Raw genomic sequence first — 13,240 nt, 5'->3', positions numbered from 1 at the left:
TGAGGGCCAGCACGGGTGTGGAGTGTCCGAAGCCCAGCTCATCCGTCCACTCGAGATATGCGTGCTCTCGCAACAACCTGACGTGCTCCCGATTGATGCGAGTCGTTCGGAACAGGCCACGGATGACAGCTTCGTCGTCAGAAAGAGTGAGGGATAAACGCAGGAGGCGAACAAGTAAGACGATGCACGCGCCTGCCAGAACACCGAACGCGATTTGCCCGGGAAGCCCAGAAATGAAGATGGTCGTGCCCCCGAAAACAACGACCATCCCAGCCGCCAGAAGACCGTAAAACGCTCTTGCCGCTGGGTCTAGGGAGATGATCTCGGGTGCCGGCACGTCCCCAACTATGCGGTACGGCCGCGACTGGCAGACCGACAATGCGCCACATGCGTCGGAATACCCGCACCTCGAATGTGCACCGGGGTCTCTACGTTTCGATTTCAGTGTCCGATAGACGGTCGTTCATCGGAACACTCTCTCGGGGCTGTCTCGGCCGGCTCGAGTCAAGTGGCGCCTGGCCTGCGGATTCGCGTATGCCTGTCCCGCAAAAATGCGCGGTGACGGGGGTCTGAACGCTACAGTCATCGGATGCTCATCGGCTACGCCCGCGTCTCGACATCGGGACAGGATCTCGCAGCACAACGTGACGGTCTGGCAGCGCTCGGTGTTGACGCTCAACACGTGCATGTTGACCACGGGCTCTCGGGGACGACTCGAGCTCGACCGGGGCTTCGCGAGGCCCTGGCCGCGTGCCGTGCCGGCGACGTCCTGGTCGTCACGAAGCTCGATCGTCTCGCCCGCTCACTGCGGGACGCGACCGACATCGCCGATGAGTTGACGAAGAAGGGCGTCTCGCTCAACCTCGGGGGAGCGGTCTACGACCCCACCGACCCGGTTGGCCGGCTCCTGTTCAACGTCCTCGGCATGGTCGCTGAGTTCGAAGCCGACCTCATCCGGGCCCGAACACGTGAGGGTATGGCGATCGCGAAGGCCGCCGGCAAGCTACGCGGCCGCAAGCCCAAACTGACTGCCTCGCAGGAGAAGCACCTCGTGCAGCTGCACCGGACCGGCGAGCACACCACGAGCGAGATCGCAGAGCTGTTCGGCGTTGCTCGTTCTACGGTCTACCGAGCTATCCAACGTGGGGAGCAGGCGTGATCGCCGTGGGGTCGCGCCTCGTGTTCAGGCCGTTGGTTGGCCGATGAAGCTCGCTGAGCCTCGTCGCCGAGGCTGACTTTCGTCGACAAAAAGGCATGATTGGCCCATGTCGAAGCGAGCGAGCCGGACGTCTCCGGATATTCCGACGTCTGGCGTCATGAGGAGAGCTGTGACGAAGGGTCGTTTTGCGGTGCGGCCTGGGACGTTCAACCTCGCTGGACAGTTTTTCACCCCGGACGGTGGTCGACTCGAGAAAGCGGCCGCCGACGTCGATGCGACGGAGGTTCGAGCTCTCGTTCGGCATGGTGCCACCCTGGCGTTCGAGGGGTGTGGATGCGGTGGCGGTGGATGCACGCCCGCCTGGCCGAGTCCAATCGACGTCCGTGCGGCGGCCGCCGCAGCTGAGCCCGTCTTCGAGGGGAGGCAGGGGACTCCGACATGGGCAGATGTCTGGGCCATGGGGGAAACGCGCGTCGTCCTTCTCCACGGCGACGTCACCTGGGGCTCCCTGCTCGAGTGAGATGGGTGGCAGAGCGGCGCGTTCGTGCCAAGAAGCATGCCCACAAACGAAGCGACCGCACGCGTCCCGATAGCCGATCCGCCAGCGGGCCTTGTGAAGCTGACGTGTGTGCTCTAGCTCGACTTCTCGGAATGCCCCACCTACGGTGGGCCTGTGAACCGACGTCTCTCCCTGGGTATCGCTCTTGCGACGGAGGGGGAGGCCGTTTTCTTTCCGGCTGGCTACGACATGTTCTGGGTTGCGGTCATCGCGGGGTCGATCTTGGCGGTGGTGTGGACGCTGGTGACTGTGCTCCGATCGTCTCTTTCTGATCGCGCCAAGGCCTTGTGGGTTGTTTGTGCTTTTGTTGTGCCGGCCGTTACTGCCCTCGCATGGCTCGTGCTCGGTGGGGATGCACGGAAGTCATCCCCGCGAGGGCTTTGACCGCCCATTGTTAGGCCCGGTGCACGATCGGCTATTGACTCGGCTGGCCCCGCAATCTGCTGCTCTGTCTTGTGCCTCGTTCCCCTCAGGGGCTCGTTCTGCCAAGCTCAGCTGTATCGAAGGGGGCTTCATGGATGAGGGATTGATGTACGACTTGTGTAGTCGTGCGCGCCGAGTTCAGTTCAGATCAGGCGGATCAGAGGCGAGCCTCCAAGGCCTGACTGATCTCATTCGTGCTGTTACCGATCCACGGGGCCGCCGATCCGATCTCGAGCTTCAGCAGATGATCGAATCTGCTCCCCAGCCCGTTGGCTATAAGTACAGCCTCAAGCAGCTGGAGTCGCTGAGCGCGAGTAAAAGTGTTGCCCCTGGTCATTTGACTGAGGAGGAGGCCGAGGAATATGCCGACGCGCAGGCGGCGTTGCTGCGGGCCGTTGGCAAGGACAGTGGCGAACCGGTCAGCGGGCCAGTTGGCGTAGCGAAAAACGTTCTCGAGCAGCTGCTGTTCCGCTGGTTCTGAAGCGATTTTTCCTCCTGGCCCACGTAGCTTCAGGTGCCCGCTAGGGGATCGTCTGTCGAACAGGTCGCATCTATGCTGACGACGTGTCTGCTGCCGAGGTCGTCGAGCTCCTTCGAGAACGACGTGTCGCCCTCGAGGCAGGGCTTTCCGAGGCTGAGTTGCGTCGTGCTGAACGCCGATACGGCGTCCGTTTTGCCCCCGATCACCGCGAGCTCCTCGCCCTCGCGCTGCCCGTGGCTGATGGCTGGTACGACTGGCGGGCGAGGGCAGACAAGCGTGTCCGCGATGCGATCCGAGCGCCTTTCGAGGGCGTCTTGTTCGATGTCGAGAACAACGTCTTCTGGCCGGCGTCGTGGGGTGAACGCCCCGAGTCCGTCGAAGCGCGCTTCGAGGTCGTGAAGCAACAGGTCACCACATGGCCGCAGCTCGTACCTCTGTACGGCCCCCGTTATCTGCCGGCCGCGCCGTTCGGCCCAGGGGCCCCGGTCTTCTCCGTCGTCCAGACGGATGTCATCGTCTTCGGCACGAACCTGCTGGACTACGCAGCCCGCGAGTTTGGCACGCCCCGGGCGCTCCCTGAAGCGGTCATGGAGACCCGCGGCCTGGAGCCCTGGTCCCTCCTGGCATTTGAAGAAGACGTTCCATAGGGCCGAACACGATCTGGGGGTAGCGTCCCGATAGACGATCGACCATAGGGCGTGATGCTCGTGCCGTCATGACGGAGACTGGTGGGATGAAGCTCTTGCCCCAGGACGAACGTAGATGGTTTGTTGCCGCTGTCGTCTTTGTCCTGATCGGGTGCGCTCTCCTGCTTCAGCCATTCGAGACGATCCCTGTTCTAGGCGATGCATCGTTTGCCGGCCGCATCATCGGTGCGATTGGGCTTGGAATCATCCTCCGCACCCTCGTGCTTGTCTTCCGCGCGCGGAGGGACTTGCGCCGTCAACAAGGCCCGAAGCCCTAGACCCCAAGGCTCTACTGAGGACTGCCCGATAGACGATCGCGATACAGACAGGCGTGGTCAGGTCGTCTCGTGAAGCTCGCGCTGTTTTGCTGACCGAAGTTTGAACTGGGCGTAGATGAAGAGGGCTACGTTCACGGCCGTGAAGATAGTCCCGAGCCCCATACCTGTGAAGCCGTTGAGGTCAGTCTGAGCATCGAGTACCGCGAACGCGACGAAGATGGCCAGCCATGCCGCCGCGCTGATCAGGGCTAGGCGTGCTCGCCCTTTGTACTTCTTGACACCGGGACTCATGACGGCAGCGTAGGGGCGACGCTGGCGTCTCGATAGACGATCGACCATCGGGCGGTCCCCGTAGTGGCGTCAGTCGACCGGCACAAGTCCTCGGTCGTCCTCGTGGTTGAAGCCTGTCTCGTACAGGTCGACGTCCACTTCGACGATGTCGATGCGGAACTGGTCGAGGAACCGGCGGAAGCCGGGATCGAGGCGGAGGCTCCTGATTGCGCGTCGTGCCTCATTCTTGGAGGTGAAGTAGCCGATCTGTTTGAGGTTGACCAATGGCCACTCGGTGTTCTGCCCTCGGGGGCGGAGGTGTGTCACGGAGTAGACCTTCATTCCTCTCGGCCCTCAGCGTCATAAGAGAAGAAGCCTCCACGCCATGCGACGTCGTCGAGGCCGTACAGGTACACCGTGAGCTTCTCCTGGGAGTCCACCGGCCCGAGGCGGCCGTCGAAGCCGAGCTGGAGCCGGGCCCTCTCGCGGACCTCGTTCGCTCGTTCTTCTGTCGAGTAGACACCGAACACGCGAGGGAATTCGACCTCTTCATAGCTACAGACGGTCGCCGTTTAGAGATGTTGCACTGTCCAGACAGACCGGCGTTCCGTGTCCGGTGCGCTGTGGTTGGTCATTCGACCAGGCTAGGACATCGCCGGAGATGCCCGATAGCCGCTCGGTTGACGGTCGGCGGGCAGGTCTTTAGTTCTCGTTTGCGACGAGGATGACGAATCCGACGCCGAAGACTAGCCAAGAAGTGACGATCCACGGGAAGACAATGGCTTTGCGTCCCTCGAAGGGTCTTCCGCCCGTCTTGCGGTGCTGAACCTGTTCGTAGATGACAGCCGACCCGAATCCGGCGAAGCCAATTGCAACTAGGACGAAAACCACAGGCGTCATAGCAGAACGCTAATGCCCGATAGGGGATCCCCCACTGGATCACTTGCTGTGGGGCGAGCGCACTCGGAGAGGACGCCGTCGTGGTCGTTCCGTGTCGTCGGTGAGCGTGGGCGGAAACGGTCCCTAACGTCGTAGCGTCTAGGGATGCAGCAGCCCAGGGGCCTCGATCAGCTCGTATCGGAATGGCGGAGCTCCGGACCAGGACGTGCGCGCTTCGTGCCGGGCTTCGACCCATCAGGTGGAGGAGCAGCGGCGACAGTTCTCGTGCTGATGGAATCACCCGGTCCTGCCACGATCAAGCAGGGCGAGGACGCGATCAGCAGTGAGGACAACCCGGGGCCGACGGCGTCTGCGTTCAGGCGAGCACGGATCGAGTCGGGTCTGGGCAGGAACGTCTACCTGCGATGGAACATCGTCCCGTGGGCCCTTGGTCGGGCGCCGACCGTCACCGATCTCGACGAGGCACGCCCTGCCCTGGCTCAGCTGCTCGTTTCTCTGCCGCAGCTGCGGGCGATCGTGACCTTCGGCACTCCGGCCCTGACGGGCGTGATGAGGTACTTCACCCTGGAACCGCGTGCGAGGGTCGTGCCCGTGCTCGCGGCACCCCATCTGTCGCCGGCGAACGCCACCCGCGCCGGCGAGAAGCACCTGCGGGCCGTCACGGCCCTACGGCACGCTTCGCTTCTCTGATCATCTCGGCGAGGAGTCGGGGCTGTGCTGCGACGCGGCGATCACGGCCAGGAGATCCTGCGCCCCGGCGCTCAGACCGGCCGACCACACGGCGCGGAACGGGCGCCTCAGGTCGACGGCTGCCGGGACGGTGACGAGGCGCCCGGCACGGAGGTCGTCCTCGACCAGCAACGAGCTGATGACTCCCGGACCCACACCGCCGGCGATGGCCGCCCGGATGGCGCCCGTCGACGACAACTGCGCAGCGGGTTCTGCCATCAGGGCAGGGTCGATCCCCAGGGCGAGCTCGAGGGTCCGGCGGGTGCCCGAGCCCGACTCCCGAGACACGAGCGGTGTGGATGCGAGATCCGCTGCCGTCACGGGTTCGGACTTCGATGCCCATGCGTGCCTCGGCGAGACGACGACGAGCAGTTCGTCGACACCCAGGACGGTCGTGGCGAGCCCGTCGGCCTCATCAGGGGTCTCCGTGAACCCGAGGTGCGCGCGCCCCGAACGGACCTCGTCGACGACCCAGTCGCTGTTGCCCGATTCCAGGCGTACCCGGACACGATCCGCTGCCGCTGTCATCCAGCGTGGCATCAGCGCCTCTGACACCGTCTGACTCGCCGCGACGAGGAGAGCGTCGGAGGCGCCGGTCATCAGGGTGTGCAGCGATCGTTCGAAGGTGGTCGCCGCCTCGAGCAGGGGTCGGCCCCACTCGCACACCAGGAGTCCGTGCTCGGTCAGCGCCGAGCCCGCCCGAGAGCGGACGAGCAACGTACGACCCAGCCGCCGCTCGGCGCCCGTGATGCGAGACGACGCCGCCTGCTGGCTGATGCCCACCGATGTCGCGGCCCGGCCCAGACTGCCCGATCTCGAGATCGCCTCCAGCAGTCGGAGCGTCTCGAGATCAACAGGGAGTCCGGTCACAAGGATCGATTGTGACACCACAAGCATCCGCCCGTATCGGCAGCCGGACGCACGTACGAAGATCGAGGCATGCCTGCCACGATCACACCGGATGTCGCCCCACCCCGCACACGCGGTCTGTTCCGCCAGCTCGAGCACCGCGGGCAGATCGTGTCGAACCTGACCCCGAACTGGTTCGCGTCGATCATGGGGACCGGCATCGTCGCCAACGCCGCGGCGACCCTGCCGTTGCAGTTCCCGGGGCTGCGCCCTGCCGCGACCATCGTCTGGGCACTGGCCAGCGTGTTGTTGGTCGCTCTCAGCACGGCGACCGTCATGCACTGGGTGCGTTACCGAGCCACCGCGCGGGGGCATCGACTCAATCCGGTGATGGCGCACTTCTACGGGGCACCGCCCATGGCGCTTCTGACCGTCGGCGCGGGCACCCTGCTCTTGGGCAGAGACGTCCTCGGTACGCCCCTGGCGGTCGGCATCGACTGGGTGTTGTGGACCATCGGTACGGTGCTCGGCCTCGTCAGCGCGATCGCGGTCCCGTACCTGACGTTCACCCGGCACGACACGGCCCCCGACAGTGCGTTCGGCGGCTGGCTCATGCCCGTGGTTCCCCCGATGGTGTCTGCCTCGACCGGTGCGCTGCTGCTGCCCTTCCTGCCCGCGGGGCAGGCCAGGCAGAACATGCTCTGGGGGTGCTACGCGATGTTCGGGTTGTCGTTGCTGGCGTCGATCGTGATCATCACGCTGATCTGGTCACGCCTGGCCCAGCACAAGATCGGCCCGGCCGGCATGGTCCCGACCCTCTGGATCGTCCTCGGCCCCCTGGGGCAGTCGATCACCGCGGCCAACCTGCTCGGTGGCAACGCCCACCTCGCCGTCGACCAGGGAACCTCGCACGCCCTGTTCGTCTTCGGGCTCGTCTACGGTGTGCCCACTCTGGGATTCGCCCTGATGTGGGCGGCACTGGCATCGGCCATCACCCGCCGCACCATCCGCCAGGGGCTCCCGTTCTCACTCACCTGGTGGTCGTTCACCTTCCCCGTCGGCACCTGCGTGACAGGCCTGAACGGTCTGGCCCTGCACACGGGACTCGTCGCGCTGCAGGTACTGGCGGTCGTGTTCTACATCGGGCTCGTCGGGGCCTGGGTCACGGTCGCCGTGCGCACCTTCCACGGCAGCGTCATACGCGGAACGCTCCTCGCGCCTCCCCGTCCCCTGCCCTGACCGCGGACGACGAGGGTGCGTGGGGGAGTGGCTCAGATCGAACAGGCGTCGTTCCAGTCACGGCGATAGGCCTCGGGGTCACTGACGTCGACGATGGCCGAGGCGGCGCCCTTGGGCTCGTCACGCGACCGGTAGCTCTCGAACGCCACCGCACTGCGGTCGTTGCTCGCCTGATCACGCACCCCGGAGGCTTCGACCCACAGAGTCCAGTTCCACCGCGTCCGGACGCCAGGCTGCAACGCGCCTTCGCCGACGACCAACAGCACGTCCGTGCCGGCGGGTGAAGACTCGAAGTCTGCGCCCGTGAATGATCGGACCGACGACGTGAGGCCTCTCGCGCTGATCTCCCGAGCCAACTGACTGCCCATGTCCGAGAGTTGCTCGCCAGCATCGCCATCCACAGCCACGATGCCTCCACCGGACGGAAGCCGACCCAGCATCTCGGAAACCAAGTCATGGATGACGGTGTTGCTCATGATGCTTTCTCCTGCGCACTTGTATGTCGAAACGGAAAGGGGAGTCGGCGGCCGCCGACTGGTGCGGCTGCACGAAGCGGCCGCGAACCTGATGCAACCACGAGCATGCCCCGACGGCAGCCCCCACGAGCATTCGCGACTCGTCAGCAGAAGGGTGTCATGACGTGCCAATGGTGAGGCCGACGAGCCCGGCAGCGACGGCGAGCAGCAGCATGCCCGCGCCGTTGGCGATTCCCGCGACCCATTTCTTCTCGGCTACGAGGCGCACGGTCTCGACGCTTGCGGTGCTGAACGTGGTGTAGCCGCCCATGAGCCCGCCGCCCGCGACGAGCAGCCACTCTCGGGGCATCCCCGCGTGGTCGGCGAGACCGGTGAGCAAGCCGAGCACGAACGACCCGCTGACGTTGATGACCAGGGTCGCCAGCGGGATGGGGGCCGACCACGTGCTGCGGACGACGCCGTCGACGACGAGGCGCAGGGCCGCACCCACGCCACCGGCGACCGCGATCGCGACGAAGAGCCACGGGGCGATCACGACGCCGCCTCAGAACGGCGATGGAGGGCGGCACCGCCGGTGATGCCGGCCCAGGAACCCACGGCGCCGAGCACGACCGATCCCACACCGTAGGCGATCGCGATCGGCAGCGCGTCACCGAGCAGGGTCGCGGTGTCGACCGCGAGGGCGCTGTAGGTGGTGAACCCGCCGAGAACGCCTGTTCCGACGAGGAGGCGCAGGTCGCGTCGGCGACCCGCGTCCGGCCCTCGTCGCACCAGCGACTCAAGGAGCAGCCCGAGCGCGAACGCACCGACGACATTGATCAGCAGGATCGTGACGGGGATGCTGCCCGGGGCCGCGGGGAAGCTCAACGCCAGGGCTTCGCGCAATCCCGTGCCGATCGTGCCGCCGAGGGTGACGAATCCGATGAACCGCCACCGCAGGTGCACCGGCCTTTCGGTGCCCGTGGAGTCGTCGACATCGAGGTCCGGGTTCTGGCCCAGCCCGTCGAACTCGTCGCCTCTCCTCGAGGGCAGCGGCGGAAACGGTGAGTCGGGTGAGGGGGTGGTCATGCATCGTCCTTCGTGCTGAGGCCGTAGGGGAGTCCGGGCTGATCGGCTTCGATGTCGGTGAGGCGGTTGTACTTGCAGACCCGCTCCCCGCGTGCGGGGGCACCGGATTTGATCTGGCCGACCCCGGTGCCGACGACGAGGTCGGCGATGAACGTGTCGGTGGTCTCCCCGGAGCGGTGCGACACCATGCAGGCCATGCCGTGCGACCGAGCGGTGGCGATCGCGTCGAGGGTCTGGCTGACGGAGCCGATCTGGTTCGGCTTGATGAGGACGGCGTCCGACCAGCCCTTCTCGGCACCTTCGGCGATCCTTTCGGGGTCGGTCACGTAGAGGTCGTCGCCGACGAGCTGCACGCGGCCGCCGAACCTCGACGCCATCAGCGCCCACCCGTCGTGGTCGTCCTCGTGGAACGCGTCCTCGATGCTCCTGATCGGGTACGCGTCGAGCAGTGCACCGTACCGGTCCGCGAGGGCCGCACGGTCGAGGTCCTGCCCGGCGACCCGGTACCGGCCGTCTCCATCGCCGAACCCGTTCGCGGCAGGGTCGAGGGCGATCGCGACGTCGTCGAGCGCCGCCCGGTGGCCGGCGTCGGTGATCGCCTGGACGATGAGGTCGAGGGCGTCCTCGGGGCTGCTGATCGCCGGGGCGAAGCCGCCCTCGTCGCCGAGGCCCGCGGTGCCGTAGCGGGTCTGTACGAGCGCTTTCAGGGCATGGTAGACCTCTGCGCCGGTCTGCACCGCTTCCTCCTCACTGGTCGCCCCGACGGGAGCGATCATGAACTCCTGGAAATCGAGGTCGTTGGCTGCATGGGCGCCTCCGTTCAGGACGTTGAAGTGCGGGACGGGGAGCGATTCGTTCGCCCCCGACAGCAGGGCGATCCACCGGTGCAGGGACAGGCCGGCTTCGCGGGCCAGCGCTCGGGACGCCGCGATCGACGTGGCGACGACGGCGTTGGCGCCGAGCCGCGACCAGTTCGGGGTGCCGTCGAGGTCGGCGAGGGCACGGTCGATCTCGCTGATCCCGGCCCACGGGCGTGAGGTCAGGAGGTCGCTGATCTCGGTGGTGACCATCTCTGCCGCTTTCCGGACGCCCTTGCCACCGAACGCTGCACCTCCGTCTCGGAGTTCCACGGCCTCGTGGGCACCGGTCGAGGCTCCCGCAGGGGCGGCGCCCGAGACGAGGGTGCCGTCGGCGAGTTCGAGGTCGACCTGGACGGTGGGGAATCCGCGTGAGTCCAAGATCGACCGCCCGAGGGCGGACACGATCTGGACGGGGTGTGCACCGCCGTGGGTGACGTAGGTGCCGACGTCATGGGTGTGGATGGTGCGGTTGCTGATGTAGTCGTTCATGTCAGGTTCCTCCTTCGTGGGTGATGACCGCGGCGGCGAGGGCCGCTGCGGCCGGGTCGAGATACGTGCCGCCCCGCGTCAGCGGATGCCCGTCGGAGGCGAGGTCGTAGATCAGGGGGTGGCCGGTCGGGATGTTGAGCGCGGCGACCTCGAGTGGGGTGAGCGCGTCGAGCAACAGGCAGAGTGCGCGGAGGCTGTTGCCGTGGCCCACCACGAGCACGGTGCCGCCGGGGGCACCGGCCTTGACCGCCTCGGCGACGGGGCGGACCCGGACGATGACGTCGAGCAGGCTCTCGGCCCGGGTGCGGTTCGAGGGATCCACCTGACGAAGGGCGTCCTGAGCCCACAGCTTCGCGAACTGCGCGTCGGAGGACGGCGGGGGCGGGATGTCCAGTGAGCGCCGCCACAGGGTGAAGTCCTCCTCGCCGGCTGAGCGGCGAACATCCGCCTTCGTCCGTCCGGTCAGGTCGCCGTGGTCGCGTTCCCGGAGTCGCACGTCGACGGTGGCGGGCACGGTCCACTGGTTCTCGGACACCATGATGCAGGCAGTCTCGGTCGCACGGGCCAGCGGTGAGCACAGGATCGATGCCGGGCGGAAACCCGTCTCGTCGAGCAGGTGTGCAGCACGGCGGGCTTCTTCACGGCCTCCGGTCGTGAGGGGTGAGTCGGTGATGCCTGTGAACAGCCCGTCGGCATTGGCCTGGCTCTGGCCGTGTCGCACGAGGGCGATCCGGGTCGTCACGGCCGGGCCTTCGAGACCGGCACCACGAGCACCGGCACGGGTTGATGGTGCATGAGGAACGATGCCGTGGACCCGTGCAGTGCAGCCTTCAGGCCCGCGGCGAGACCGTTCGAGGATCCGACGACGATCATCACGGCGTGCGTGTCGGCGGCGACGCGGGCCAACGCCTTCGCGGGGTCACCGGCGAGGACACGGACGTCGACCGTGATCTGCGCGTCGGTGCGGAGCCGGGCTGCCGTCGCCTCGAGGGCAGATCTGTCGGCGGCGACGTCGTCGTACTCGTCTGGGTCGAGGGGAACGGTCGCCCCTCGGCCGCTGGCGTCGTCGGGGTCAGCGGGGACGCGGGAGTCGTCGACCTGCACGACGACGAGTTGTGCCGACAGCCGGGCCGCGAACCGGGCGGCGTTCGAGAGAACGGTGTCGGCCGTCCGGGTATGAGCTCCGACGACGATGGTGTCGGTGGTCATCTGGTCTCCTATCTCGGTTCCTGGGCACGCCAGTGGATGAGATAGGGACTGTTGTCGACCTGAGTCGAGGTTGGTGACGGCGAGCCCCACCGCCGTGGCGTCTCCGCCAGGCTCAGTCAAGCACTGATCCGACCAAGCTGCACCTGCTGATACAACATTCTTTTCGACCAAGAAAAGGGTGTGGTGGCCTGTCCTGATAGGGGATCGTTCACCGGGAGCTGAGCAGACGTAGGGTCTTGCTCTCTACTTGGAGTTTCGGTCAAGCGCCCTCGCCGTCTCTATCGGGAATCGGCATACTGAGGTCGTGCCGATCCCGCCCCATCACGAAGCCACATTCGGGCGGCTGACCGACGCAGCCAGGAGGACGTTCGGGACGGACCACGTCTCCGCGACCCTGCTCGATCCCGACACGGATCGCCTGCCGTTTCTGGAAGTCCCCGGACTGTCATTCATCGGTGAGCAATGGATCGTCGTCGAATTCGCCGGCGGCCGAAGACTAGAGCTCGAGTGGAACGTAGCCGGTGTCGGCCGGGCATTCAGTCTGCTCGAACGACGGCAGCTGAGGATGACCATCGACAAGACCGCCCCAGAGGGCCTGCCAGGCTGGATCGAGGCACTCGTCGGCACTCACGGCCGGGTGACGGTCCACGCTCCCGTCGCTGAGTTCGACCTGGAGGTGCGGGTGGTTCCTGACCGGGGTTCCGCTTTGCCCTTCTCCGTTCACGTGCGGCATGACGGCAATGTTGTGGTCGAGGGCTCGCAGCTTCACTGGTGGACCTTCGGTGCCGGACGCACTGACGATGACGGCATGGCGGCAGCGAAGGACCTGATGGAACAGGTCGTGCTCTACGCCGGCAGCATCAGACGCACGTGGCGAGGCGTCACCTTGCTCGACGAACACGGTGACTACTTCTCAGGGCCGATTCCGGGGCCGAGGCTGCCATTCCGGCCCCAACGTCTCTACTTCCGCGCCTACAGCTAGCCTCATCCTGCCCGCACAGAACGCAATTACGTTCAATTCAGATGTTCTGCATTTTCGACGGCCGCCCGATAGGGGATCGTTCACCGGCGCAAGCCTGAATGCTCGTCTGGCACGAGTCGGACATTCATGCCTTTGATTTGCTGGCCCCGTTGATTGCCTCGTTCGCGCCGTTCGGTTCTTCTTGCCGTTCGAGTCGGGGTATCGCCGGGGCGTCGTGGTTCGGGCCACGACACCCCAGCGGGGCGAAGCAGCGTTGCTTCGCGGGGTCTTCACCTCGGCCGCAGCTAGGGACTGCGGGTGCGTCGTGCACGGGTGAAGACGACTAGAGGCGCCAATCCTCGATTCAAAAAGGGTTAAGCAGCAGGCGCGGCGGCAGCGCCCGGTATGTCGAGATGCGCGGCCCCCGCGGTGGCTCACGAGCTTGCGACGGTGCCTTCTACATTGCCTGTGACCCCTGGAATCGTGGTCGGCGAGTCGCAGGTCTCGCCGGGGAGCGGGACGGCGAGTTGCCGTTTGAGGTAGGAGACGAGTTCGTGGTGGGGGAGGCGTTGCAGCGAGATCGGGGCCGGGCGTGCTCCGGGCG

The 13,240-nt window shown here is 66.1% G+C and carries 18 protein-coding genes; 8 read left to right on the top strand and 10 right to left on the bottom strand.

Annotated features, from left to right (window positions below; all coding sequences use genetic code 11):
- Window positions 1-589: 589 nt before the first annotated feature.
- The 5 genes from ARTHRO9V_RS01145 (at window position 590) to ARTHRO9V_RS01125 (ending at window position 3,586) form a co-directional block, all read left to right on the top strand.
- Window positions 590-1,159 (top strand): recombinase family protein, encoded by a 570-nt coding sequence (locus tag ARTHRO9V_RS01145; protein WP_159825027.1) that lies wholly within the window; start codon window positions 590-592, stop codon window positions 1,157-1,159.
- 748 nt (window positions 1,160-1,907) lie between these two features.
- Window positions 1,908-2,102, top strand: coding sequence for a PLDc N-terminal domain-containing protein (locus ARTHRO9V_RS15950; RefSeq protein WP_370516163.1), 195 nt, complete (start codon window positions 1,908-1,910; stop codon window positions 2,100-2,102).
- Window positions 2,103-2,232: 130 nt separating this feature from the next.
- Window positions 2,233-2,622 (top strand): hypothetical protein, encoded by a 390-nt coding sequence (locus ARTHRO9V_RS01135; protein WP_159825023.1) that lies wholly within the window; start codon window positions 2,233-2,235, stop codon window positions 2,620-2,622.
- A gap of 83 nt (window positions 2,623-2,705) precedes the next feature.
- Window positions 2,706-3,269, top strand: a complete 564-nt coding sequence (locus ARTHRO9V_RS01130) for an SMI1/KNR4 family protein (RefSeq protein WP_159825021.1) — start codon at window positions 2,706-2,708, stop codon at window positions 3,267-3,269.
- 86 nt (window positions 3,270-3,355) lie between these two features.
- Window positions 3,356-3,586: a hypothetical protein gene (locus ARTHRO9V_RS01125; protein WP_159825019.1), complete on the top strand. Its 231-nt coding sequence runs from the start codon at window positions 3,356-3,358 to the stop codon at window positions 3,584-3,586.
- A gap of 57 nt (window positions 3,587-3,643) precedes the next feature.
- Here ARTHRO9V_RS01125 and ARTHRO9V_RS01120 read toward each other — a convergent pair whose 3' ends face one another.
- The 3 genes from ARTHRO9V_RS01120 to ARTHRO9V_RS01110 form a co-directional block, all read right to left on the bottom strand.
- Window positions 3,644-3,877 carry a hypothetical protein gene (locus tag ARTHRO9V_RS01120; protein WP_159825018.1) on the bottom strand — a complete coding sequence of 78 codons (234 nt, stop codon included), beginning with the start codon at window positions 3,875-3,877 and terminating at the stop codon, window positions 3,644-3,646.
- A gap of 69 nt (window positions 3,878-3,946) precedes the next feature.
- Window positions 3,947-4,183 (bottom strand): hypothetical protein, encoded by a 237-nt coding sequence (locus ARTHRO9V_RS01115; RefSeq protein WP_159825016.1) that lies wholly within the window; start codon window positions 4,181-4,183, stop codon window positions 3,947-3,949.
- A gap of 11 nt (window positions 4,184-4,194) precedes the next feature.
- Window positions 4,195-4,386, bottom strand: a complete 192-nt coding sequence (locus ARTHRO9V_RS01110) for a hypothetical protein (protein WP_159825014.1) — start codon at window positions 4,384-4,386, stop codon at window positions 4,195-4,197.
- A gap of 514 nt (window positions 4,387-4,900) precedes the next feature.
- Between ARTHRO9V_RS01110 and ARTHRO9V_RS01105 the strand changes: the two genes are divergently transcribed.
- Entirely contained in the window at window positions 4,901-5,446 is a 546-nt protein-coding gene (locus ARTHRO9V_RS01105; RefSeq protein ID WP_043594580.1) for a uracil-DNA glycosylase, read from the top strand.
- Here the strand turns inward: ARTHRO9V_RS01105 and ARTHRO9V_RS01100 are convergent, their stop codons facing one another.
- Entirely contained in the window at window positions 5,447-6,355 is a 909-nt protein-coding gene (locus tag ARTHRO9V_RS01100) for a LysR family transcriptional regulator (RefSeq protein WP_159825012.1), read from the bottom strand. It lies immediately after the preceding gene.
- A gap of 69 nt (window positions 6,356-6,424) precedes the next feature.
- Here ARTHRO9V_RS01100 and ARTHRO9V_RS01095 point away from each other — a divergent pair, with 69 nt between their 5' ends.
- The gene (locus tag ARTHRO9V_RS01095; protein WP_159825010.1) at window positions 6,425-7,573 is read left to right on the top strand and encodes a TDT family transporter; all 1,149 of its coding nucleotides are present in this window, start codon (window positions 6,425-6,427) and stop codon (window positions 7,571-7,573) included.
- A 32-nt stretch (window positions 7,574-7,605) separates the two neighbouring features.
- Here the strand turns inward: ARTHRO9V_RS01095 and ARTHRO9V_RS01090 are convergent, their stop codons facing one another.
- From ARTHRO9V_RS01090 to ARTHRO9V_RS01065, 6 genes are all read right to left on the bottom strand, one after another.
- Window positions 7,606-8,049 (bottom strand): hypothetical protein, encoded by a 444-nt coding sequence (locus ARTHRO9V_RS01090; RefSeq protein WP_159825008.1) that lies wholly within the window; start codon window positions 8,047-8,049, stop codon window positions 7,606-7,608.
- A 157-nt stretch (window positions 8,050-8,206) separates the two neighbouring features.
- Window positions 8,207-8,584, bottom strand: a complete 378-nt coding sequence (locus tag ARTHRO9V_RS01085) for a CrcB family protein (RefSeq protein WP_307785063.1) — start codon at window positions 8,582-8,584, stop codon at window positions 8,207-8,209.
- Window positions 8,581-9,117, bottom strand: coding sequence for a CrcB family protein (locus ARTHRO9V_RS01080; RefSeq protein WP_082460666.1), 537 nt, complete (start codon window positions 9,115-9,117; stop codon window positions 8,581-8,583). The genes ARTHRO9V_RS01085 and ARTHRO9V_RS01080 overlap by 4 nt, the downstream gene beginning before the upstream one ends.
- The gene (gene eno / locus ARTHRO9V_RS01075) at window positions 9,114-10,466 is read right to left on the bottom strand and encodes a phosphopyruvate hydratase (RefSeq protein ID WP_159825006.1); all 1,353 of its coding nucleotides are present in this window, start codon (window positions 10,464-10,466) and stop codon (window positions 9,114-9,116) included. The genes ARTHRO9V_RS01080 and eno overlap by 4 nt, the downstream gene beginning before the upstream one ends.
- Window position 10,467: 1 nt before the next feature.
- Window positions 10,468-11,208, bottom strand: coding sequence for a 2,3-bisphosphoglycerate-dependent phosphoglycerate mutase (locus ARTHRO9V_RS01070; protein ID WP_159825004.1), 741 nt, complete (start codon window positions 11,206-11,208; stop codon window positions 10,468-10,470).
- Window positions 11,205-11,675 (bottom strand): universal stress protein, encoded by a 471-nt coding sequence (locus ARTHRO9V_RS01065; RefSeq protein ID WP_056049983.1) that lies wholly within the window; start codon window positions 11,673-11,675, stop codon window positions 11,205-11,207. The genes ARTHRO9V_RS01070 and ARTHRO9V_RS01065 overlap by 4 nt, the downstream gene beginning before the upstream one ends.
- Window positions 11,676-11,979: 304 nt before the next feature.
- On the opposite strand from ARTHRO9V_RS01065, the gene ARTHRO9V_RS01060 reads away from it, so the two are divergent.
- Window positions 11,980-12,657 carry a hypothetical protein gene (locus ARTHRO9V_RS01060; RefSeq protein ID WP_056049987.1) on the top strand — a complete coding sequence of 226 codons (678 nt, stop codon included), beginning with the start codon at window positions 11,980-11,982 and terminating at the stop codon, window positions 12,655-12,657.
- The last annotated feature ends 583 nt before the right edge of the window (window positions 12,658-13,240 follow it).

The sequence above is a fragment of the Frigoribacterium sp. 9N genome (assembly GCF_902506305.1).
Lineage (GTDB): Bacteria > Actinomycetota > Actinomycetes > Actinomycetales > Microbacteriaceae > Frigoribacterium.
The sequence above is the reverse complement of the archived record's forward strand: the minus strand, read 5'-3'. Positions and strand labels throughout refer to the sequence as shown.